The sequence below is a fragment of the Sphingomonas sp. G-3-2-10 genome, assembly GCF_012927115.1.
In the GTDB taxonomy this organism is placed as follows: Bacteria; Pseudomonadota; Alphaproteobacteria; order Sphingomonadales; family Sphingomonadaceae; genus Sphingomonas.
In genome coordinates, this window is the sequence record NZ_JABBFY010000002.1 from 805,821 (window position 1) to 827,370 (window position 21,550).

A 21,550-nucleotide genomic window follows, 5' to 3' on the forward strand; every position below is an offset into this window, starting at 1 on the left:
CCGATGCGGTTCGACGTCGCGGAGCTGGACGCGGTCAAATGCGCGCGGCTGGTCACTGCGACGGTCGTGCCGCGTCCTATCGCCTGGATCGTGACGCAGGCGGCCGACGGGACGCGCAACGCCGCACCCTTTTCCTTCTTCAACGCAATGTGTTCCTGGCCGCCGGTGCTGGCGATCGGGATGCAGCCGCGCGCCGATGCCAGCCCCAAGGATACGATGGCCAATATCCGCGCCAGCGGCGAGTTCGTGGTCAACCTCGTGCCGTATGCGCTGGGCGATGCGATGAACCGCACCGGCGCGCCGCACCCGCCATCGGCCGACGAGATCGCGCTGGCGGGGCTCGACACGCTGCCGTCGCACCATGTCGCGCCGCCGCGCATCGCCGGATCGCCGGTCGCCTATGAGTGCCGGTTGCGCCAGCTGATCGACATCGAAGCGGGACGTGCGATCGTGCTGGGCGATATCCTCGCCATCCATGTCGACGATCATGCCATTCTGGATAATAGCGGGCGGATCGACGCGACCGCGCTGGATGTGATCGCGCGGATGCATGGTGCCGAATATTATCTTAGAGCGGACGAGCCATTCCGGATCGAACGGCTCTGAACCGAACGACTGCACAGAGAGGATCATCATGCGCGAAGCCGCCATCGTCAGCACGGCCCGGACCCCGGTCGGCAAGGCCTATCGCGGCTATTTCAACGCGACCGAAGCGCCGGTGCTAGCCGGCCATGTGCTGAACGCGGCGATCGCGCGGGCGGGGATCGATCCGGCGCGGGTGGACGACATCTTCTGGGGTGTGGGCAATCAATGGGGCACGACCGGCGCCAATGCCGGGCGGATGGCGGCGTTCGCGGCCAATCTGCCGTTGGAGGTGCCGGGCTTCACCCTCGACCGCAAATGCGCCTCCAGCCTGACGACGCTGGCGCTGGCGGCGCGATCGATCATCGCGGGCGATATCGACGTCGCGCTTTCGGGCGGGATGGAAGCAATCAGCCAGACGGTGACCAAGGACGCACCGCGCTTCGTCAACCAGTCGGTCACCGCGAACCAGCCGCACGCCTATATGGCGATGATCGAGACCGCAGAGATCGTCGCCGAACGATATGGCATCAGCCGCGAGCGGCAGGACGATTATGCCGCGCAGAGCCAGCAGCGCGCCGCTGCCGGGCTGGCGTCAGGCGCGTTCGCCGAGGAGATCGTGCCGATTACGGTGGAAAAGGCACTGTTCGACAAGGCGGGCAACAGCCTGGGCACCGAGCGGGTGACCGCCACGCAGGACGAGGGCATCCGCCCCGGCACCACCGCAGAGGCGCTCGCCGCGCTCAAGCCGGTGTGGAAGGACGGGCAGGTGATCGCCGAGGGCAAATATATTACCGCCGGCAATGCCAGCCAGCTTTCCGACGGCGCATCGGCGCAGCTGGTGATGGACCGGGCGACCGCCGAAGCCGAGGGCCTGCCGGTGCTGGGCATCTATCGCGGCTTCCAGGCGGCTGGGTGCGCGCCCGAGGAGATGGGGATCGGACCGGTGTTCGCGGTGCCCAAGCTGCTCGCCCGCGCCGGGCTGAAGGTCGAGGATATCGGGCTGTGGGAGTTGAACGAAGCGTTCGCCAGCCAGGCGCTGTATTGCCGCGACACGCTGGGCATCGATCCCGAGCGGTTCAACGTCAATGGCGGCGCGATCGCGATCGGCCACCCGTTCGGGATGAGCGGATCGCGGGTGCTGGGCCATGCGCTGATCGAGGGGAAGAAGCGCGGCGTACGCTATGTCGTCGCGACGATGTGCACCGCGGGCGGCATGGGCGCGGCCGGGCTGTTCGAGATCGTCTGAGCGTTTCGCCCACAGCTTTCGACGGTGCGTGCTCCATTCTGGAGCAATTTATTCTAGCAAATGAGATGATATTTGAATGATTTAGGATAGACTGGAGCTTTGGGGGAGAGTGCAGCAGATGGCCGAAGAGACGCCGGAATCGCTGCCGCGGAAGGTGCCCGACGCCCCCGCCACCCCGACATTCACCGACAAGCAGCGTATCACCGTGGCCCAGGCATGGACGCGCGCAAGCAATTTGCGGCGCTCGGCGCTCGGGATCGCCTATTTTCAGGATCCTGCCTGGGACATATTGCTGCTGGTCTATCTGGAGCATCTGAAGGGACGCGCGCTCCACGTCACCGCCGCATCCACCGCCGGGAATGTCGCGCCGACGACCGGGCTGCGCTGGCTCCAGAAGCTCACCGAGGATGGCTGGATCGAACGGCGGACGCTGGCCAGCAACCGCAAGTGCGTACAGGTGGTTCTGACCGACCAAGCGCTCGTCAAGATGAACGCGCTGATGGAAGCGGTCATTCAAAGCGACAGCAAATTCGGTCTGCAACGCATGACCATCGCGGAATAGCGCCCCGCGCCGCTGCGGGGTCTCGATCACGAGACCCCGGACTAGCCTTTCTGGGGAGAGTGGTGCGGTCGAGAAGACTCGAACTTCCACGGCCTTTCGGCCACAACGACCTCAACGTTGCGCGTCTACCAGTTCCGCCACGACCGCACGTGAAACCCCACCGGACGAGCGCCGGAGGCTGGTAAGGCAGCGGCCCCTAGCAAAGCGGATCGGGGCTGGCAACCGTTGCGACGCACTTTGCGGAAAATCACGGTTACGGCTAGGGCGGCCGGCCCATGCGCCTCTCCCCCGCCCTTACCGCCGAGACGCGCAAGATCCTCGCTCTGGCATGGCCGGTGGTGCTGACCAGCCTGAACTGGACGATCCTGCACGTCACCGACGTGATCGTCGTCGGGCTGACCGGCACCGGCGAGGTCGCCTATCTGGGCGCCAGCCGCGCGCTGACCTTTATCGGGATCGTCATCGCGATCGGCGCGCTGTCGGGCATCCTCGTCCATGTCTCGCGCGCCGACGGGGCGAAGGATTTGCCGGGGACGGGGCGCGTATTCCACGAGGGTCTGTTGCTGGCGGCCGCGCTGGGGATCGTCAGCGCGGTGATCCTTTTCGCGCTGGCCACGCCGATGCTGGCCGGGCTCGGCGTCGACGCGCATATCGTGCCGGGCGCCGCGCATGTCGTGCAGGTGATGGCCTTTGCCTATCCGTTCCAGCTGATGATCGTCGCGGCGAGCTTCTTCCTCGAAGGGGTCAGCCGGCCGCGGCGGGTGGCGGTGGTCAATCTGTCGATCCTGCCGCTCAACGCTGTCCTCGCCTGGGCGATGTCGGGCGGGCATCTGGGCCTGCCGGTGATGGGTGCGGCGGGCGCGGCCGCAGCGACGGCGATCGCATCGGCGATCGGCGCGGTCGGGATGCTGGGCGCGGCGTGGACGCTGCCCGACGCAAGGGCGCGCGGAGTCCACGCGCTCAACCGGTTGTGGACCCCGAAAACGCGCGCGGGCGCGGTGGCGCTGGCGAAGTTCGGGTTCGTGCCGGGCCTCGCATCAGGGCTGGAACTGGCGGGCTTCTCGATCCTGATCGCGCTTTCGACCCAGCTGGGCGACGTGACGACCCACGCGTTCCAGATCGTGTTCTCGATCCATAACCTGACCTTCGCTATCGCGCTGGGCCTCGGTTCGGCAGCTGGCGTGCGCGCGGGCAATGCGGTGGGCGAGGGCGTGCCCGAACAGGCGGCGTGGCGCGCGGGGATCGCCGCCGGCATCTCCGCGATCGCGATCGGGCTTCAGGCGCTGGCGCTGCTGGTGATGCCGGTCACCATCGTCGGGTTGTTCCCGGCGATCGAGCCGGTTCACGCGCTGGCGGCGGCGATGCTGATCCCCTGGGCGCCGTTCATCCTGTTCGACGGGGTGCAGGTGGTGTTCGTCTATGCGCTGCGCTCGCTCGGCGATCAGGTCGCTGCGGGGGTGAACAGCATCATCGCCTTTTTCGTCATCACCGGCGGCGCGGGAGTGCTGCTCGTGCATCTGGGCTATGGCGCGTTCGCGCTGGTCTATGCCTCAGGCATCGGGATGCTCGCCGCCGCTGCGTTGCACGGGGGAAGGTTGTTTCTGGTTTCAGCTAGGCTGAAACGGGCTCTGCGCCAGTCCGCTCAGCGAAGCTGAACTCGACAGCAAACGCGTCAGCCGCCGATTTCGCTCGCGAAGCTGAATTCGACGATCCGGACGTTGGCGGGGATGTTGAGCTTCGCGCTGTTGAAATCGATCGACGCGTTCGGATCGAGGCTGCGCACTTCGGGGGTGATCCGCCAGCTATCGACCAGCTGACCCGCTGAATCGCGCAGTTCGACGCGGATATCGGGCACGTGCTGCCTCGTGCCGGTGGGGTTCACCACCTTGCCCGAAACCGCGAACAGCTCGCCGCCGCCGGGCGGCGTGCGGCGCTCGACATCCTTCTTCTCGGCGAAGCGCAGCGGCGTCTCGATCTCGCCCAGCCCGAGGCCGAGCGAAGCCGCGATGCCCGGCGCGCCCGAATAGAGGATGGCGCCGGTGCCCAGCAGCATCGAGAAACCGGCGACGAACGCCGCCGCAGTCCATTTCTTCGCGGGATTCCTGCGCGGCTTGAACGGCGGCTCGGGCGCGAACGGGTCATAGCCATTGGCGGGATCGGGCAGCGAATCGTCGACGAACACGCGCGGCGCCGCCTTGGTCGTGGCGCGCGGCGCGGGCTGGGGCTCGGCGGCGGGGTAATTGGGCAGCGGCTTGCGCGCTTCGGCCTTCACGTCGGCCGGCGACGCACGGGTCGCGAGATCGAGGACCTGCGGCGCCTGGAACCAGCTATGCTTGCAGCTGGCGCAGCGCACCGTGCGGCCCTCTGCGCCGATGGCGCTGTCGGGAACGAGATACCGGGTCCGGCACTGGCTGCATTCGAGGATCATGGCGAATCATAAGCACTAAGCGACTCGGGCTGCAAGAGTCGGAAACATCGGACATGCTTGAGACCTGTGAATGGCTATGCGATGGCTCTCCGCCACGGGGTCGGGCTCAGGGAACGAATGGCCAATATCGTCCAGTTCGAGAATGTCGGCCTGCGCTACGGCACGGGCGACGAAACCCTGTCCGACATCAATTTCACGCTGACTTCGGGGTCGTTCTATTTCCTCACCGGCCCTTCGGGCGCGGGCAAGACCTCGCTGCTCAAATTGCTCTATCTCGCCCAGCGGCCGACGCGAGGGACGATCCGGCTGTTCGGCGAGGATGCCGGGTCCCTGCCGCGTACCCGCCTGCCCGGCTTTCGCCGACGCATCGGCGTAGTGTTTCAGGACTTCCGGCTGGTCCCGCACCTTTCGGCCTATGACAATATCGCCCTGCCGCTGCGCGTCGCGGGGATGCCCGAAAGCGATATCGAAGCGCCGGTGCGCGAGATGCTGGCCTGGGTGGGACTGACCGATCGCGGCAGGGCGCTGCCGACGACGCTTTCGGGCGGTGAGCAGCAGCGCATCGCCATTGCCCGCGCGGTGATCGGCCGTCCCGAAGTGCTGGTCGCCGACGAACCGACCGGCAACGTCGATCCCGACATGGCCGAGCGGCTGCTGCACCTGTTCGACTCGCTCAACCGGCTGGGCACCACCGTGGTGGTGGCGACGCACGATTTCCACTTGCTCAACCGGATCCCCAACGCGCGGATGATGCGGCTGGAGAAGGGGCATCTCAACGACCCGACCGGCGCGCTGAGGCATCCGCCAGCTAGCGGGGCGGCATGAAGTTCAGCCTGAACCCCAATGCGCCCGACCGGCGCCTGCTCGACGAAGGCAAGCGCACCCGCGCGATGACCTGGATCATGTCGATCATGCTGTTCCTCACCGTGCTTTCCGGCGCGCTGGGGCTGGGCATGTTCGCCGCGACCGCACAGCTCGACCGCCAGCTTTCGGGCCGCCTCACGGTGCAGATCATCGAACCCGACGCCCAGCAGCGCGACCAGCAGGCCGCGCGCATGGTGCAGGCCCTGCGCGCCGTTCCGGGGGTGCAGCGCGCCGCGGAAGTCGATCGCGCGCGGCTGGCCGAACTGCTCAAGCCCTGGCTGGGCGATGCCGGCCTCGACCCCGACCTGCCGATGCCGGCGATGATCGACGTCGATGTGCGCGGCGATGCGGCGGTGGCCGCGGCCGAGAGCGCGGCGAAGCGCATCGTGCCCGGCGCGCGGATCGACCGGCACGCGCAATGGCTGTCGCCGGTGCGCAATTTCCTGTCGACCCTGAGCTGGCTTTCGCTCGGCCTGGTGCTGCTGATGGCGACCGCGACCGGCGCGGTGGTATTGCTCGCCGCGCGCGCGGGGCTGGACACGCACCGCGACACGATCGATGTGCTCCACATGCTGGGCTCGACCGACATCCAGATTGCCCGGCTGTTTCAGCGGCGCATCGCCTTCGACACGCTGATCGGCGGCGCGGTGGGCGCTGCGGCGGCGATGGGACTGGTGTGGTTCCTCCAGTCGCGGATCGACACGCTGGGTTCGGAACTGATGAGCGGCGTGGCGTTGCAACAGCGCGACTGGTTCCTGCTCCTGCTGCTGCCGCTGAGCTTCGCCTTGCTCGCCACCTTCGCGGCGCGGATCGCTGTGCTGCGCAAGCTGGGCAAGACCCTGTGATCAAGCGTTTCGCCGCCCTTATCCTGATCGCCTGGGCGCTGGGCTTCGGCTTCTTCATGATGTCGCTCGGCCAGCCGGTCGAGCCATCGCACAAGACCGACGCGATCGTCGTGCTGACCGGCGCACCGGGGCGGATCGACCGCGGGCTGGAGCTGATGCGCGAGCGCGCGGCGAAGCGGATGCTGGTCAGCGGCGTGGGCCATGAAGTGAAGCCGCACGAGCTGGCCATCCAGTATAAGGAGCCGCGCCTGTTCCGCTGCTGCGTCGATCTGGGCTGGGAAGCGGTCAACACCCGCTCCAACGCCGATGAAACCGCGACCTGGGTGCGGCGCAACGGCTACAAGACGGTGCGGCTGGTGACGTCGGACTGGCACATGCCCCGCGCCCGGCTCGAGCTGGCGAACCAGCTGGGCGGCGACATCGAAGTGATCGGCGATCCGGTGCGCAGCTCGCCGCGGTTCATGACGCTGCTGCGCGAATATCACAAGTTCCTGGTGCGCTGGACCGCGCTGACGCTGGGAATGCGTTGATGGACTGGCTGCGCACGATCGCCTTCTCGATCTTCTTTTATGGCCTGTCGGTGCCGATCGTGCTGCTCTCACCAGTGGCCGCATTGTTCGGCAGCAAGACGATGCGCAACTGGTGCAACGGCTGGGCCGCCCTGATGCGCTGGTCGGCGCGAACCATCCTGGGCATCGACCAGCGGATCGAAGGCGAGATTCCGCAAGGCCCGGTATTCTTCGCCGCCAAGCACGAGTCGCTCTACGAAGCCGTCGAGCTGACCCGCCTGCTCAAGGCCCCGGCCACGGTGATGAAGCGCGAGCTGGCTAACATCCCGGTATGGGGCTGGGCCGCGCGCCGCTATGGCGTCATCGTGATCGACCGGGCAGCAAGCGCGACGGCGCTGCGCGGCATGATGAAGGAAGCCAAGGCCGCGATCGCCGAAGGCCGGCCGGTGCTGATCTTTGCCGAGGGCACGCGGGTGCCGGTAGGCGAGGAACCCGAGCTCGTTTCCGGATTCGCGGGGCTATACCGGATGATCGGCTTGCCGGTGGTGCCGGTGGCGGTACGCGCGGGGCATGTCTGGCCCAAGAGCGGGCCGAAGCATCCCGGCACCGTGGTCTTCAAGTTCGGCGAACCGATTCCGCCGGGCCTGCCGCGCGACGAGATCGAAGCGCGGGTGCACAAGGCAATCAACGAACTGAACGTTTGATGCGGCCCGGCCGAAGCCGCCGGATCAATCGTGCGAGCGGCCGAAATCGGGGCGGCTGTCGTCCTGGCCCTCCTCGATCACCGATCGGCGGATCGCGCGGGTTTCGGTGAACCGGTCGAACAATTCGTCGCCCTTGCCCCAGCGGATCGCGCGCTGAAGCGCCGAGAGATCCTCGGAGAAGCGCTGGAGCATGTCGAGCACGGCGTCCTTGTTCGCGAGGAACACGTCCCGCCACATGGTCGGATCCGACGCAGCGATGCGGGTGAAGTCGCGAAAGCCGCCTGCGGAATATTTGATGACTTCGGAGCGGGTGACTTCCTCGAGATCCGAAGCGGTACCGACGATGGTGTAGGCGATCAGATGCGGCAGATGGCTGGTGACGGCCAGCACGCGATCGTGATGATCGGGCGCCATCGTCTCGACCTGTGCGCCGAGCTGACGCCAGAATTCGAGGACGCGTTCGACCGCGAAGGGCTGCGCGCCTTCGGGCGGCGTGACGATGCACCAGCGATTGTGGAACAGCGAAGCGAAGCCCGCCTCCGGGCCGCTATTCTCGGTGCCCGCGACCGGATGCGCGGGGATGACAATGGCATTCGGCAGCGCGGCGGTGAGCGCCGTCACCACGCTTTCCTTGCACGAGCCGACATCGCTGACGATCGCATCGGCGGGCAGATCGTCGGCGAACGAAGCCGCCGCCGCGCCCATCGCGCCGACAGGGACGCACAGGATCACCAGATCGGCATCGATCACCGACGCGCCGGGCGTGTCGGTGATGTCGTCGCACAGCTGGATCCGCGTGGCGATCTCGCGGACTTGCGCGTCGGCGTCATAGCCGGTGACCCGCACCGTGGGCATATGCGCCTTCACCGCGCGCGCGATCGACGAGCCGATCAGGCCCAGTCCGATCACCGTCACGCGCGCGAAGGGCAGCATCAGCCGGCCTTTCCGGCCAGATCGCGCAGCGCCGCGGCGACGCCCTGCGTCTCTTCCGCAGTGCCGATGGTGATGCGCAGACCGTGCGGCAGGCCCTGCCCCGGCAGCCAGCGAACGATGTAACCGGCGTCCATCAGCCCTTTATAGGCGGCTTCGGCAGTCAGCTTGCCCTCGAACAGCACCAGCACGAAATTGGCCTGGCTCGGCACTGCGCGAAGACCCGCATTGCCGAGGCTGGTGATTTCCTGCGTGAACCAGCGGCGCCACTGGGCATTCTGTTCGCGGCAATGCGCGACGAATTCGGTGTCGCCCAGCGCGGCCAAAGCGGCGGCGGTGCCGGCGATGGTGATCGAGAAGGGCAAGCGAATACGGTGCATCGCGTCGATGATCGCCGACGAGGCATAGCCCCAGCCGATGCGTTCGGCGGCGAGACCGTACATTTTCGAGAAGGTGCGGGTGACCAGCACGTTCGATGCGCTTTCGGCCAGTTCCATGCCGCCATCCTCGGCGTCCGCATCGCCTTCGATATATTCGGCATAGGCGTGATCGAGGACGAGCAGGATGTCGGGACGCAGGCCCGCATGCAGCCGCGCGATCTCGGCGCGAGTCGAATAGGTGCCGGTCGGGTTGTTCGGGTTCGCGACATAGACGATCTTCGTCTTGTCGGTGACCGCCGCGAGGATCGCGTCGACATCGGTCGCGTAATCATTGTCGGGCGCGATCACCGGCGTGGCGCCGACCCGGCGCGCGGCGATGTCGTACACCGAGAAGCCGTACTTCACGTAGATCACTTCGTCGCCGGGACCGGCGAAGGCGCCGGCGGCAAGGTGCAGCACCTCGTCCGAGCCATTGCCGTAGATGATCCGTGCGGGATCGAGGCCGTATTTGGCGGCCAGCGCCTCGCGCAGATCCGATCCGCTGGCGTCGGGATAGCGTTCGAGATTGCCCGCGGCGGATTCGAACGCGGCGCGCGCGGCCGGCGAGGTGCCCTGCGGATTCTCGTTCGACGAGAGCTTGATGACCTTGCGGCCATCATCGGTGGTGGAGCGCCCCGGAATATAGGGGGCGATGTCCATGATCCAGGGCTTGGGAACAGGTGCGGTCATGTCGCGCCGCTTGGCCGAACGGTTACGCAATAGCAAGGTCGTGCAGGCTATGGCATGACCCGTAACGGGGACGGAACGAGAGACGAATGCGGACCAGCGGCAGCTTTTGGCGTGCGATGCAGACAGCGCGGCGGCACAATCTGGCCGCGGCGGGCGAGGCGCCGCCGGTGCGGGCGGACTATGCGCTGACGCGGCGAACCTTGCTGCAGGCGATCGCGGCGGGCGCCGTCGTATCGGCCCTGCCGCGCGAGGCGCGCGCCGCCACGGCGGGCAAGGTGGCGATCATCGGCGGCGGCATCGCCGGGCTCACCGCGCTCCACCACCTGCTCGAAGCCGGAGTCGACGCCCAGCTCTATGAAGCGCGCGAGCGGATGGGCGGGCGGATGTTCACCCAGCGTCCCGCGGCCGGCCCGGCGTTCGAAGCGGGCGCGCAGCTGGTCAATACCGATCATCACGACATGCAGGGACTGGCAAAGGCGTTCGGCGTCACGCTGATCGACCGCAAGAATGGCGAGCATCGCACGATGATCCTCGCCAACGGACGCGTCGTGCCCGACGCCGAACTGGCCGAAGCGCTGCGCGGGATCGCCGCCCAGATCGGCAAGGACGCCGACCGGCTGGACAAGAGCTACGCCCGAGTCGCGGCCGAGATCGACCGGATGTCGATCGAAACCTATCTCGACCGCCACGCCGCGCTGATCCCCGATCCGTGGGTCAAGAGCCTGCTCGAAGGCACCAGCCGCACCGAATATGGCGTCGAGCCGGGTCAGGCCTCGGCGCTGGAGCTGATCTTCAACCTGCCCACCGTGAAGGGCGAGCGAGCCGAAGTGCTGGGCGGTTCGGACGAGCGCTATGTGATGGAAGGTGGCAGCAGCGCGCTGATCGACGCCATGACGTCGAAATATGCCCGCTCTATCGCCACGGGAAGGCGATTGCTGAGCGTGACGCGCGGCGGGGGCCGGATGAAGCTGGCGTTCCTCGACGGGAGCGAGGCGGTTGCCGACACGATCATCGTCGCAGTGCCGGCGCCGATCATGCGCCAGATCGACTTCCGCGTACCGCTGCCCGCGATCTGGCGCGCCTTCGTCGCCGAAGCCGAATTGGGCCGCAACGAGAAGGTGCAGGCCTTCGCCACCGCGACGCCCTGGACGAAGACGCTCGGCGCCGGCGGCGAGCTGTGGCAGACCGGGGATGAGGGCTATGCACTGGGCTGGGACGGCAGCGTCCATCTGGCGGGCAAGCTCGACCCGGTATGGACCTGGTTCCTGGGCGGCGATCAGGTGAGCGATGCCGGTGCGGCCGATGCGCTGGCGCGGCGCTTCGCGCGAATCTCCGAACCCGCGGTGCCCGGGCTGATCCCCGCGACCGCCGAGGGCCCCTATCGCCGCACCGCATGGCATCGCGATCCGCTGACGCTGGGCGCATACAGCAATTACCCGCCGGGCTTCCTCACCCGCTTCGCGCATCTGCTGAGCGTCGAATCGGACGAGGGCGAGCATCAGATCAGCCGCGCGGGCAATGTGTTCTTCGCGGGCGAGCATCTGTCCGACGCCTTCCCCGGATACATGAACGGGGCGGCGCAGACGGGGCGGATGGCGGCCGAAGCGATCACCGGCAAGCGGCTGCTGGCCCAAGCCGCTTGAACGCGGGGCCTGCGGGCCCTAGTTCGCGCTGATGTCTGACGATCAGCGTTTCGGCCTGAGCCGCACGGTGACCCTGCCCGGCCCGCTGCGGCTGGACGGCGGCGCGCTGCTGTCGCCGGTCGACATTGCCTACGAAACCTATGGCGCGCTGAACGCGGACGCGAGCAACGCGATCCTCGTCTGCCATGCGCTGACCGGCGACCAGCATGTCGCGTCCGAACATCCTGTGACGAAGAAGCCGGGCTGGTGGACCAAGCTGATCGGGCCGGACAAGCCGATCGATCCGGCGCGGCATTTCGTGATCTGCGCCAACGTGCTGGGCAGCTGCATGGGATCGTCCGGCCCCGCGACGATCAATCCGGCGACGGGCCAGCCCTGGGGCATGAGCTTCCCGGTGATCACGATCCGCGACATGGTCGGCGCGCAGGCGATGCTGCTCGATCATCTCGGCGTCCAGCGATTGCAGGCGGTGGTCGGCGGATCGATGGGCGGGATGCAGGCGCTGAGCTGGGCCGCGACCTTCCCCGATCGTGTGGCTTCGGCGGTGGTGATCGCATCGACCGCACGGCACTCGGCGCAGAACATCGCGTTCCATGAAGTGGGGCGGCAAGCGATCATGGCCGATCCCAACTGGCGCGACGGCGATTATTACGCATCGGGCGAGCCGCCCACCGCGGGCCTCGCCGTGGCGCGGATGGCGGCGCACATCACCTATCTGTCCGAAGCCGGGCTGACCGCCAAGTTCGGCCGCAAGCTGCAGGCGCGCGAAAGCAAGACGTTCGGCTTCGACGCCGATTTCCAGGTCGAAAGCTATCTGCGCCATCAGGGGCTGAGCTTTACCGACCGGTTCGACGCCAACTCGTACCTCTACATCACCCGCGCGCTCGATTATTTCGATCTCGCCGAGGAGCATGGCGGCACGCTCGCCAATGCGTTCAAGGGTGCGGCGACCCGCTTCTGCCTCGTCAGCTTCGATACCGACTGGCTGTACCCCACCAGCGAATCACGGGCGATCGTTCATGCGCTGAACGCGGCGGGGGCGCCGGCCAGCTTCGTCGAGCTGAAATCGCCGTTCGGGCACGACGCCTTCCTGCTCGACGCGCCGGAAATGAACCGGGTGGTCGACGGGTTCCTGCGGGCCGGAGAGAAGAAATGACTGTCACCATTTCGTTCGACCCCGCCGATCTCGACATCGAGCTGATCCATGCCTTTCTGTCAGGTGCCTATTGGTCGGTGGGGATTCCGCGCGACACGGTGGAGCGGGCGATCAGGGGGTCGCTGTGCGTCGGGGCCTATGCGCCCGATGAGGACGGCAAGCCCGAGCAGGTCGGGTTCGCTCGGCTGATCAGCGACAAGGCGACCTTCGCCTATCTGGCCGATGTGTTCGTGCTGCCGGCACATCGCGGCAAGGGCGTCGCGCGGCAGATGATCGAGGGGCTGCACGCCCACCCAGAGTTGCAGGGCCTGCGCCGCTGGGCGCTGTTCACCAAGGATATGCAGCCGGTCTATGCTTCGCTCGGCTGGGAGCAATATCCCTATCCCGAGCGGCTGATGGTCCGGGACGATCCGGATATCTATTCGCGATGAGCTTGCGCCCCGACCTTGCGATCATCGCCGCCAACGTCGCGCCGGGCAGCCGCGTGCTCGATGTCGGCTGTGGCGATGGCGCGCTGATGGCGGCGTTGCGCGACGAGCGCGGCGTGGATGCGCGCGGGCTGGAGCTGGATGCGGAGGACGTCGCCTCGGCCGTCGCGCGCGGACTATCGGTGATCCAGGGAGATGCCGACACCGATCTGGCCGATTATCCAGACGCCAGCTTCGACTATGCGATCCTGAGCCAGACCCTCCAGACGACGCGGCGGCCGGACCTGATCCTCGAGCAGCTGCTGCGGATCGGCAAGCGCGCCTTCGTCTCCTTCCCCAATTTCGCGCACTGGCGGGTGCGGACCTCGCTGATGTGGGGCGGGCGGATGCCGGTCACGCGGCTGCTGCCGCTGGCATGGTACGAGACGCCAAACATCCACCATGTGACGATCGACGATTTTCGCGCCCTGGTGGCGCAGCGGGGGATCGTGATGGAGGGATCCTGGTTCCTCAGCCGCGACCGGCGAACCAGTTCGGCAGCGGCGAACTTCCTCGCCGAACATGCGGTGTTCCTGTTGCGGCGCGACTGATGCGGCAAGTGATCCGTCTCCATTCCGCGCATCGCGACGATATCGGCGATCTGGTGACGCGGCGTCCGGTGCCGGGGCCGGCGATCGGACATGTCGGCGCGTTCCTGTTCCTCAACCATCACGGACCGCAGACCTACGCGCCGGACAATCGCGGCCTCCCCTTCGGCCCGCATCCGCATCGCGGGTTCGAGACGGTGACCTTCATCCTCGACGGCGAGCTGGCGCATACCGATTCGGCGGGGCACGAGAGCATCATCCGCGCCGGGGGCGTGCAGTGGATGACCGCGGGGAGCGGGATCGTTCATGCCGAGGTGTCGCCAGCCGCGTTCAGGCGCGACGGCGGTCCGATGGAGATTCTTCAGCTCTGGGTGAACCTGCCCGCGCGGCTGAAGATGACGGCGCCGCGCTATTTCGGGGTGCAGGCGGAGGGTATTCCAGCGATCGATGGCGTCCATCTGATCGCGGGCGAGTATCGCGGCGTCAGCGGGCCGATCCCGTCGCTGACCGGCACCTTCATGAGCTTCGCCACCCTCGCGCCGGGCGAACAGGTGACGTTCGAGGGACTGAGCGGTCGCGACGTGTTCCTCTATTGCGCGCGCGGTTCGATCGAAGTCGGCGGGACGGCGGTGCCGCATTTCCATCTCGCCGAGCTGGGCGACGGAGACGGCGTGACGATCGCGGCCAGCGAACCTGCGCTGTTCCTGTTCGGCCATGCCGATCCGATCCCCGAGCCGATCGTCGCGCACGGACCGTTCGTGATGAACACGGCTGACGAGATCCGGCAGGCCTATGCCGATTATCAGGCGGGGAAGTTCGGCGCGGCGGAGATCGTTACGGGTTAGCCCCGGCTTCTAGGGCGCCTTGCCCCAGTTGACCGTGACCTTGCTGCCCGAACCCTCGGGCAGCGCCATCACCATGATCGTGCGCTTCTGGCCTTCGCCGGCGGAGAACATCTTGTCGTTCGAGATGCGCTCGGCAAGGCCGGCCTTTGCCGCATGTTCCTTCGACCAGGCGAGGATGACCGCAGGCGCGGCGGCGCTGGAATAGCTTACCGTGCCGGCATCCTTGCCGGTCGCGTCGAAATGCGCCGAGCTGCACACGCTGATCTTCGCATCGGTATAGACCGGCGCGAAATCCGGGTTCTTCTTGCAATCGTTACTGCCGTTGGCGGACAATATTTCGGCGGCACGCGTTTCGGTCGCTGTGGCGGTGTTGTCCACCGCCGGCTTGCCGCCACAGGCTGACAGCAATGCCGCCAGCCCTAGCCCGACAATCATTCGCGCCATCATCGCCTCCGTGCTTAGAACGGAACGTCGTCGTCCAGATCATCGGGGAAGCCGCCACCGGACGAACCGCCACCGCTGTTGAAATTGCCGCCGCCACCGCCGCGGCTGCTCGACTGGCCGGCAAACTCATCGCGGCCGCCGCCGCTGCCCCAATCGTCACCGCCGCCGCCGCGCGATCCGCCGCCATAACCACCGCCCTGACCGGCACCAGCACCGCCGCCGCCCGGCGCGCCGTCGAGCATGGTCAGGACGCTGTTGAAGCCCTGAAGCACGATCTCGGTCGAGTAACGGTCGTTACCCTGCGGGTCCTGCCATTTGCGGGTGGTCAGCGCGCCTTCGATATAGACCTTGCTGCCCTTACGCAGATAACGTTCGGCGACATTGGCGAGACCTTCGTTGAAGACCTTGACCGTGTGCCACTCGGTCTTTTCCTTGCGCTCGCCCGAATTGCGGTCCTTCCAGCTTTCCGAAGTCGCGATGCGCAGCTCGACGACCTTGCCGCCATTCTGGAAGCTGCGGCTTTCGGGATCGCGCCCCAGATTGCCGACGAGGATCACCTTGTTGACCGAACCTGCCATAGAAACTTCGCCTCGAACGCTATAAAAGAGTTGCCGACGATATGGCCGAGATCATCAATCTGAACAAGGCGCGCAAGGCCAAGGAACGCGTGGATAAGTCAGTCCGCGCGATGGAGAACCGTGCCCGCTTCGGCCGCACGAAGGCACAGAAAATGGCCGATGCCGAAGAAGCCTATCGTCGCACTAGGCTGCTCGACGACACGAAGCGCGAAGACTGAGTTCAGCCCATCCCCATCGCGCTTGCAATCCAGTAGGTGATGCCCGCCGCGCCATAGGCCAGCGCAAACAGATAGATGATCATCACCAGCGGCCATTTCCAGCCATTGGTCTCGCGCCGGGCGACTGCGATGGTCGACAGGCATTGCGGGGCGAACACGAACCAGGCGAGGAACGCCAGCGCCGATGCCAGCGACCAGCGCGACGAGAGGCGCTGTCCCAGTTCCTGCGCACCGGCTTCCTCGTCGGCGGCATCGATCGAATAGACCGTCTGGAGCGCCGAGACCGCGACTTCGCGCGCGGCCATCGCCGGGATGACCGACAGCGACATTTCGTGGTTGAAGCCGATCGGGTGGAGCACGACCTCGAGCCCCGATGCGATCCGCCCGGCGATCGAATATTCGCTCTGCTTCTGACCTTCGGGCGCAACCGGATATGACGTCAGCACCCATAGCACCACCGTCACGCCCATGATGATCGTGCCGGCGCGGCGCAGGAAGACGTAAGCGCGCTGCCACAAGCCGATCGCGATGTCGCGGGGCGAGGGGAGCTGATAGCGCGGCATCTCCATCATGAACCCGCCGCCCGCGCCCTTCGTCGCGGTCTTGCGCAGGACCAGCGCGGCGAGGACCGCCCCGACGATGCCCATCAGATAGAGCGCGAGCAGGACAAGGCCCTGAAGCCCGATGCCCGGACCCACGCTGGTCGCCGGGATGAAGGCGCCGATGATGACGGCATAGACCGGCAGGCGCGCCGAACAGGTCATCAGCGGGGCGATCAGGATGGTGGTGAGGCGTTCGCGCGGATCGTCGATCGATCGCGTCGCCATGATGCCGGGGATGGCGCAGGCGAAGGACGAGAGCAGCGGAATGAAGCTGCGGCCCGACAGGCCGACTCCCGCCATCAGCCGGTCCATCAGGAAGGCGGCGCGGACCATATAGCCTGACGCTTCGAGGATCAGGATGAACAGGAACAGGATCAGGATCTGCGGCAGGAACACCACGACCGATCCGACGCCGTTGATGATCCCCTCGACCAGCAGGTTGCGCAGAAAGCTCTCGGGCAGATTGGCGGTGGCGGTTTCGCCCAGCCAGCCCTGGAAGCCTTCGATCCAGCCGATCGGCGCTTCGGACCAGCTGAACACCGCCTGGAACATCGTGAAGAGGATCGCGAGGAGGATGATCGGGCCGGCGACGGGATGGAGCACGACGCGATCGACGCCTCGGGTGAAGGCGCGGGCGCGGGGCTGCTCGACGATCGCGACCGACGCGATGCGGCGCGCCTCGCGCTGGAAATGCGTGATGTCGGCATCGAGTACCGGCGGCGCCTTGGGCGTATCCGCCGCCAGCCGTTCGGCCAGCGCATCCTTCAGCGCTTCGAGGCCGCGCCTGCGCACCGCGACGGTCGCGACCACGGCGATGCCGAGTTCGGCGGACAGCTTTTCGGTATCGATCTTCAGCCCGTCGCGCTCGGCCATGTCGACCATGTTGAGCGCGAGCACCATCGGCCGGCCCAGCGCGCGAAGCTGAAGGACGAAGCGGAGGTGATTGTCGAGATTGGTGGCGTCGGCGACGACGACCAGCGCATCGGGCAGCCGCTCACCGTCCTGCCGGCCGATCACGACGTCGCGGGTGACCTGCTCGTCGGGGCTGGAGGGATCGAGGCTGTAGGTGCCGGGCAGATCGACCAGCTCGACCGGGCGGCCGTCATTCAGCGCCATGCGGCCCGAATGACGCTCGACCGTGACGCCGGGATAATTGCCGACCTTCTGCCGCGCGCCGGTCAGCGCGTTGAACAGGGCGCTCTTGCCCGCATTGGGATTGCCGACCAGCGCGACGAGGGGCGTCGTTTCCACGGCTCAGGCCCCCTGCGTTACATGGATCGCGTCGGCGACGTGGCGGCGCAGCGCCACCGTCATCCGGCCGATCCGCGCGGACAGCGGCCCGCCCATCCAGCCTGAAGGCGTCAGCAACTCGACCTCGACGCCTTCGTCCAGCCCGAACTCGCGCAAGCGGCGCGCTTCCGACGCGGCAAGCGCGTGCCAGTCGATCGAAGTGACGGTTCCGGTGCTGAGGCGAGGCAGATCGGCGAGAAGGACGGACGCGGGGGCATTCATACTGCGAGCGATTATCAATAGGCGGTCATTCACGCCAGCGATAATCGCGAACAAGCCCTGCGGAACCGCAATTGCCGCCCTGTTCGTCACGGTGCATGTTCGCGTCCGGTGAGCGGAGAGACGGTGGATGGGACTTTATGCGACGGGGCTGGCGGGACTCGCCCTGCTGGTTTCCGCGACATCGGCCGCTCCGGCGGATCAGGGTGCATTTTACCGGCGAGACGACTGCGGGCGAGGTGCTGATCCGGGATACGCTGCAGACCATCGCGCAGTTCGCGTACAGCTCGCGAAACTGCAGGGACGTGTCGGCGGTCGAGGCGAGAATCCTTCCGGAAGACTATGTCCCCGCCAACCCGCAATATCGACTGGGCACCGGCAAGGTGGTTCGCGAAACCTGGACCGCCACCTTGTGCGGCGAGAAGACGCGCTTTCTCATCTCGTTCTGGCCGGACGGCAGGGGCGGCACCTTCTTCGGAATCGGCTATCCGTATCCCGACGACGCGCCCTGACCGCGCGTTCCCGACTACACCGCCGGATAGCGCAGTCGGCCGATGAAGCGGCTGAGGCTGAGGCGGTGGGTCTCGTTGCCCAGCCACTTCGCCTTGGTCTTTTCGAAGCGCATGATCCCGTCGATCCGGCGAGAGAGGAAGGCGCGAGTCTCTGCCCAATTGTCGCTGTCGTCGTTCAGGAAGACGGTGACAGTGGCACTGTAAACGCCGGCGAGGATGCCGCGCTTGGTATAATGGTTGTAATCCGTGGCGACGTCTCCGGCGGCGCGCCACATCGTATCGGCCGAGCGCCAGCCGAGCTTCGCGGCGCGGACCGCGTTCTGCGGCAGCGCGAGGATCGAAAGGGCGCGGCGGAGCGCTTCGCGATTCGGCGCGGCGATTTCGAGCCGGGTTTCGACCAGCGCCGTGATCCGTTCGCGGATCTTCATCGCGGCGAGGCGGTCCGCCGGCAGGCGTTCGAGCATCTCTGCATCGATGCTCGCGAACCAGGCGTCGATCATCTCGACCGGGCCGCCCTGAAAGGCGAGCCGGGCGACGCCGCGATCGACGCCCAGCGCATCGGCGGCGGCATCGACCGCTTCGGCATGCCAGCCATCGAACGCGGCATTGGCGGCGACGTGCGGAGCCAGCGCCTCGCGCAGTTCGTCGAGCGTCGGATCTTCGGGGAGCGTGCGGGCCATCATCTGATTCCTTCAGCTTCCGACTTAGTATTTCCCGCGTTCGACGCAACCGGGCCGCGCCGCACCAGCACCAGGGCAACCGCCACCAGCAGCGCCCCGAGGAAATCGGGCCAGCCGAGCCGCTCGTCATAGACGAACCAGCCCACGGCGCCCGCGACGATCGGCTGGCTGAGCAGGGCGATCCCGACGACCAACGGCGAGAGATGACCGATCGCATAGATCATCAGCCCCTGCCCCACCACCTGGCTGGCCATCGCGAGGCCGAACAATATGCCCCAATGATTCGGCCAGATCGTCTCGCCGATCAGCCAGGCGAACGCGAGCAGCGGCAGTGCGCTGCCCAGCGACGACATGGCCAGCGCGGGCAGCGGCGCCATCGCTTCGCGGGCCCGGGCCATCATGATGAAATAGACGGTGTAGAGCGTGCCCGCGAGCAGGCAGAGCAGATCGCCCGCGAGATTCTTGGGGGAAAGCGAATAGGAACGGCCCAGCAGCAGCGCCGCGCCCAGCGCCGCCAGCGCGAGCGCGGTCCCCTGCGACCGGCTCGGCCAGGCGCGGGCAACCAGAAAGCCGTAGATCGGGAACATCAACGTCGCCGAATTGCCGAACAGCGTCGCATTGGCGAGGGTGGTTCGCAGGATGCCGAGATGCCATGCGGCGAGATCCGCCGCGAAGGCGACGCCGCTGAAGGCAAGCACCAGCCACAGCCCGGGCGCCGCCGCGAAGGGACGGCGCTGGCCGATATGGCTGAGGGCGATCAGCACGGGCACAGCAAGCGCGATCCGCCAGAAGGCCGAAGCGACCGGACCGACGTCGGCGAGGCGCACGAACCACGGGCCGAATGCGAGCGTCATGTTTCCGGCAAGACAGGCGAGCAGAGGCAACGCAGCCAGCATTTGCGGCGAAAGAGTTTTTCTTTGATACCCGTTTCCGTGCATGTGGCCCTTTAGCGCCCTATTTTCCGCAGACCAGAAATTCGTTCGGAGTTGCCGGATGCCCAGTCTGTTCGACCCTATCCAGCTTGGCGCGATCGAATCGCCCAATCGTATCCTGATGGCGCCGCTGACCCGCGGCCGGGGCACGCGCGAGCATGTGCCCACCGCGATCATGGGGGACTATTACGCCCAGCGCGCCGGCGCGGGGCTGATCATTTCCGAAGGCACCGGCATCAGCCGCGAGGGGCTGGGCTGGCCCTATGCGCCGGGGCTGTGGACCGACGCGCAGGTCGAGGCGTGGAAGCCGGTACTGGAGCGCGTCCATGACGCGGGCGGACGAATCTTCGCCCAGCTCTGGCATATGGGCCGGCTGGTCCATTCGAGCTTCCTGAACGGCGAGGCGCCGCTGTCCTCCTCGGCCACGACCGCGCCGGGCGTCGCCCATACCTATGACGGCAAGCAGCCCTATGGCGAAGCGCGCGCCGCGACGCTCGACGATATTGCGCGGGTGCTCGACGATTATTCGGCCGCCGCACGTAACGCGATTCGCGCCGGGTTCGACGGCGTGCAGCTCCACGGCGCCAATGGCTATCTGATCGACCAGTTCCTGCGCGACAATTCGAACTTCCGCGACGACGATTATGGCGGCAGCCCGGAAAATCGCGGACGCCTGTTGCGCGAAGTGGTCGACCGGCTGATCGCCGAAGCGGGCGCCGACCGGACCGCGGTGCGCTTCTCGCCCAATGGCGAGACGCAGGGCGCACTAGATTCGAACCCGGAATCGGTGTTCGTGCCCGCCGCCAAATGGCTTTCCGACCGGAAGATCGCGTTCCTCGAGCTGCGCGAGCTGGCGACCGACGGCAGCTTCGGCCGATCGGACCAGCCCAAGCTGTCGCCCGCGATCCGCAAGGTGTTCGACGGGCCGCTGGTGCTCAATCAGGATTACACGCTTGAAGGCGCGCAGGCCGATCTCGCTTCGGGGCGGGCCGATGCAATCGCGTTCGGGCGGGGCTTCATCGCCAATCCCGACCTGCCCGAACGGCTGCGCACCGGCGCCGCGTGGAACGCGCCCAGCATCCCGACTTTCTATTCGCAGGGTGCGGAGGGTTACACCGACTATCCGGCGCTGAAGAGCGCCTAGCCCACTTCCTCGCCCAGCCCGGTCAGCCAGACGGTGATGCCGCTGCGCAGCGCCTTGCGCGTGCCGGACTGGAGCAGGGCGAAGAAGGCCAGCGGCAGCAGGATCCAGCCGAGGAAGAAGATCGCGAAGATCGCCACCGCGACGGCGATGCCGAGCAGGATGGTCAATTGCCCCTGTCCGCCCGGCGCGATGCGGATGCGGCGCGGCCCCTCATCGTCGAACCAGCTCTGGGTGGACAATATCCAGTCGGGACCGCCCAGCCCCGCACCCGTTCCCACGCCCTGCCGCGTCACCGGACGCGGCGGCGGCGGCGGTGCGCGGAGGCTTGCGCTGGCCTGCTCGATCGTCGTGCGGCGGCGCTCGTCGAAACGCGGCGGTTCGGTCGCGCGCATCATGTGCTGCGCCGGCTGGCCGGTCCAGTTATCGATCACCACCAGACGACGCCCCTGTTCCACGACACGATAGCGGGTGGGGGGCATGTCCATTTGAG

Annotated in this window: 26 protein-coding genes and 1 tRNA gene; 16 read left to right on the plus strand and 11 right to left on the minus strand. The window is 67.0% G+C overall.

The annotated features are described in order from the left end of the window. Window positions 1-3: 3 nt before the first annotated feature. The 3 genes from HHL13_RS20530 to HHL13_RS20540 all read left to right on the plus strand — a co-directional run bounded on the left by HHL13_RS20530 (window position 4) and on the right by HHL13_RS20540 (window position 2,393). Complete coding sequence (locus HHL13_RS20530) at window positions 4-606, plus strand: flavin reductase family protein (protein WP_169557770.1); 603 nt, start codon at window positions 4-6, stop codon at window positions 604-606. A gap of 28 nt (window positions 607-634) precedes the next feature. Further along, on the plus strand, window positions 635-1,831 hold the full coding sequence (locus tag HHL13_RS20535) for an acetyl-CoA C-acyltransferase (protein ID WP_169557771.1): 1,197 nt from the start codon (window positions 635-637) through the stop codon (window positions 1,829-1,831). A gap of 118 nt (window positions 1,832-1,949) precedes the next feature. Next, the gene (locus HHL13_RS20540; protein ID WP_169557772.1) at window positions 1,950-2,393 is read left to right on the plus strand and encodes a hypothetical protein; all 444 of its coding nucleotides are present in this window, start codon (window positions 1,950-1,952) and stop codon (window positions 2,391-2,393) included. A 60-nt stretch (window positions 2,394-2,453) separates the two neighbouring features. Here the strand turns inward: HHL13_RS20540 and HHL13_RS20545 are convergent. Next, a tRNA-Leu gene (locus HHL13_RS20545) sits at window positions 2,454-2,540 on the minus strand. A gap of 128 nt (window positions 2,541-2,668) precedes the next feature. Between HHL13_RS20545 and HHL13_RS20550 the strand changes: the two genes are divergently transcribed. Continuing rightward, the gene (locus HHL13_RS20550; protein WP_169557773.1) at window positions 2,669-4,048 is read left to right on the plus strand and encodes an MATE family efflux transporter; all 1,380 of its coding nucleotides are present in this window, start codon (window positions 2,669-2,671) and stop codon (window positions 4,046-4,048) included. Between the two features lie 17 nt (window positions 4,049-4,065). Here the strand turns inward: HHL13_RS20550 and HHL13_RS20555 are convergent, their stop codons facing one another. Beyond that, window positions 4,066-4,821, minus strand: a complete 756-nt coding sequence (locus tag HHL13_RS20555) for an MJ0042-type zinc finger domain-containing protein (protein ID WP_169557774.1) — start codon at window positions 4,819-4,821, stop codon at window positions 4,066-4,068. A 117-nt stretch (window positions 4,822-4,938) separates the two neighbouring features. Here HHL13_RS20555 and ftsE point away from each other — a divergent pair, with 117 nt between their 5' ends. The 4 genes from ftsE to HHL13_RS20575 are packed head-to-tail and all read left to right on the plus strand — an operon-like array spanning window position 4,939 to window position 7,743. Next, a complete protein-coding gene (gene ftsE, locus HHL13_RS20560; protein WP_169557775.1) occupies window positions 4,939-5,646 on the plus strand; it encodes a cell division ATP-binding protein FtsE in 708 nt (235 codons plus the stop codon). Further along, window positions 5,643-6,530 carry an FtsX-like permease family protein gene (locus HHL13_RS20565; RefSeq protein WP_169557776.1) on the plus strand — a complete coding sequence of 296 codons (888 nt, stop codon included), beginning with the start codon at window positions 5,643-5,645 and terminating at the stop codon, window positions 6,528-6,530. The genes ftsE and HHL13_RS20565 overlap by 4 nt, the downstream gene beginning before the upstream one ends. Further along, the gene (locus HHL13_RS20570; RefSeq protein WP_346775611.1) at window positions 6,527-7,060 is read left to right on the plus strand and encodes a YdcF family protein; all 534 of its coding nucleotides are present in this window, start codon (window positions 6,527-6,529) and stop codon (window positions 7,058-7,060) included. Before HHL13_RS20565 ends, HHL13_RS20570 begins: the two co-directional genes overlap by 4 nt. Continuing rightward, window positions 7,060-7,743: a lysophospholipid acyltransferase family protein gene (locus HHL13_RS20575; protein ID WP_169557777.1), complete on the plus strand. Its 684-nt coding sequence runs from the start codon at window positions 7,060-7,062 to the stop codon at window positions 7,741-7,743. Before HHL13_RS20570 ends, HHL13_RS20575 begins: the two co-directional genes overlap by 1 nt. Before the next feature lie 24 nt (window positions 7,744-7,767). Here the strand turns inward: HHL13_RS20575 and HHL13_RS20580 are convergent, their stop codons facing one another. Both HHL13_RS20580 and hisC read right to left on the minus strand, forming a co-directional pair. Beyond that, window positions 7,768-8,676, minus strand: a complete 909-nt coding sequence (locus HHL13_RS20580; protein WP_169557778.1) for a prephenate/arogenate dehydrogenase family protein — start codon at window positions 8,674-8,676, stop codon at window positions 7,768-7,770. Next, window positions 8,676-9,782: a histidinol-phosphate transaminase gene (gene hisC / locus HHL13_RS20585; protein ID WP_169557779.1), complete on the minus strand. Its 1,107-nt coding sequence runs from the start codon at window positions 9,780-9,782 to the stop codon at window positions 8,676-8,678. Before hisC ends, HHL13_RS20580 begins: the two co-directional genes overlap by 1 nt. A gap of 86 nt (window positions 9,783-9,868) precedes the next feature. Between hisC and HHL13_RS20590 the strand changes: the two genes are divergently transcribed. The 5 genes from HHL13_RS20590 to HHL13_RS20610 are packed head-to-tail and all read left to right on the plus strand — an operon-like array spanning window position 9,869 to window position 14,441. Continuing rightward, a complete protein-coding gene (locus HHL13_RS20590) occupies window positions 9,869-11,425 on the plus strand; it encodes an NAD(P)/FAD-dependent oxidoreductase (protein WP_169557780.1) in 1,557 nt (518 codons plus the stop codon). Window positions 11,426-11,456: 31 nt separating this feature from the next. After that, on the plus strand, window positions 11,457-12,581 hold the full coding sequence (locus HHL13_RS20595) for a homoserine O-acetyltransferase (RefSeq protein WP_169557781.1): 1,125 nt from the start codon (window positions 11,457-11,459) through the stop codon (window positions 12,579-12,581). Further along, window positions 12,578-13,012: a GNAT family N-acetyltransferase gene (locus HHL13_RS20600; RefSeq protein ID WP_169557782.1), complete on the plus strand. Its 435-nt coding sequence runs from the start codon at window positions 12,578-12,580 to the stop codon at window positions 13,010-13,012. Before HHL13_RS20595 ends, HHL13_RS20600 begins: the two co-directional genes overlap by 4 nt. Then, window positions 13,009-13,599, plus strand: a complete 591-nt coding sequence (gene metW, locus HHL13_RS20605; RefSeq protein ID WP_169557783.1) for a methionine biosynthesis protein MetW — start codon at window positions 13,009-13,011, stop codon at window positions 13,597-13,599. The genes HHL13_RS20600 and metW overlap by 4 nt, the downstream gene beginning before the upstream one ends. Continuing rightward, window positions 13,599-14,441, plus strand: a complete 843-nt coding sequence (locus HHL13_RS20610; protein WP_169557784.1) for a pirin family protein — start codon at window positions 13,599-13,601, stop codon at window positions 14,439-14,441. Before metW ends, HHL13_RS20610 begins: the two co-directional genes overlap by 1 nt. 9 nt (window positions 14,442-14,450) lie before the next feature. Here the strand turns inward: HHL13_RS20610 and HHL13_RS20615 are convergent, their stop codons facing one another. Beyond that, the gene (locus HHL13_RS20615; RefSeq protein WP_169557785.1) at window positions 14,451-14,885 is read right to left on the minus strand and encodes a hypothetical protein; all 435 of its coding nucleotides are present in this window, start codon (window positions 14,883-14,885) and stop codon (window positions 14,451-14,453) included. A gap of 14 nt (window positions 14,886-14,899) precedes the next feature. Further along, the gene (gene ssb, locus HHL13_RS20620; RefSeq protein WP_169557786.1) at window positions 14,900-15,463 is read right to left on the minus strand and encodes a single-stranded DNA-binding protein; all 564 of its coding nucleotides are present in this window, start codon (window positions 15,461-15,463) and stop codon (window positions 14,900-14,902) included. A 41-nt stretch (window positions 15,464-15,504) separates the two neighbouring features. Between ssb and HHL13_RS20625 the strand changes: the two genes are divergently transcribed. Beyond that, a complete protein-coding gene (locus HHL13_RS20625; RefSeq protein ID WP_169557787.1) occupies window positions 15,505-15,681 on the plus strand; it encodes a DUF4169 family protein in 177 nt (58 codons plus the stop codon). Between the two features lie 2 nt (window positions 15,682-15,683). On the opposite strand, the gene HHL13_RS20630 is transcribed toward HHL13_RS20625, so the two are convergent. After that, entirely contained in the window at window positions 15,684-17,534 is a 1,851-nt protein-coding gene (locus HHL13_RS20630; RefSeq protein ID WP_169557788.1) for a ferrous iron transporter B, read from the minus strand. 3 nt (window positions 17,535-17,537) lie between these two features. Next, window positions 17,538-17,795, minus strand: coding sequence for a FeoA family protein (locus HHL13_RS20635; protein ID WP_169557789.1), 258 nt, complete (start codon window positions 17,793-17,795; stop codon window positions 17,538-17,540). A gap of 203 nt (window positions 17,796-17,998) precedes the next feature. Here HHL13_RS20635 and HHL13_RS20640 point away from each other — a divergent pair, with 203 nt between their 5' ends. After that, complete coding sequence (locus HHL13_RS20640) at window positions 17,999-18,304, plus strand: hypothetical protein (protein WP_169557790.1); 306 nt, start codon at window positions 17,999-18,001, stop codon at window positions 18,302-18,304. Between the two features lie 14 nt (window positions 18,305-18,318). On the opposite strand, the gene HHL13_RS20645 is transcribed toward HHL13_RS20640, so the two are convergent. Together HHL13_RS20645 and HHL13_RS20650 are read right to left on the minus strand one after the other, a co-directional pair. Next, window positions 18,319-18,984, minus strand: coding sequence for a COQ9 family protein (locus HHL13_RS20645; RefSeq protein ID WP_169557791.1), 666 nt, complete (start codon window positions 18,982-18,984; stop codon window positions 18,319-18,321). Continuing rightward, window positions 18,984-19,880, minus strand: a complete 897-nt coding sequence (locus HHL13_RS20650; protein ID WP_240953915.1) for a DMT family transporter — start codon at window positions 19,878-19,880, stop codon at window positions 18,984-18,986. Before HHL13_RS20650 ends, HHL13_RS20645 begins: the two co-directional genes overlap by 1 nt. A gap of 97 nt (window positions 19,881-19,977) precedes the next feature. On the opposite strand from HHL13_RS20650, the gene HHL13_RS20655 reads away from it, so the two are divergent. Then, entirely contained in the window at window positions 19,978-21,060 is a 1,083-nt protein-coding gene (locus tag HHL13_RS20655; RefSeq protein WP_169557793.1) for an alkene reductase, read from the plus strand. Here HHL13_RS20655 and HHL13_RS20660 read toward each other — a convergent pair. Beyond that, entirely contained in the window at window positions 21,057-21,545 is a 489-nt protein-coding gene (locus HHL13_RS20660) for a hypothetical protein (RefSeq protein ID WP_169557794.1), read from the minus strand. The genes HHL13_RS20655 and HHL13_RS20660 overlap by 4 nt on opposite strands. Between the last annotated feature and the right edge of the window lie 5 nt (window positions 21,546-21,550).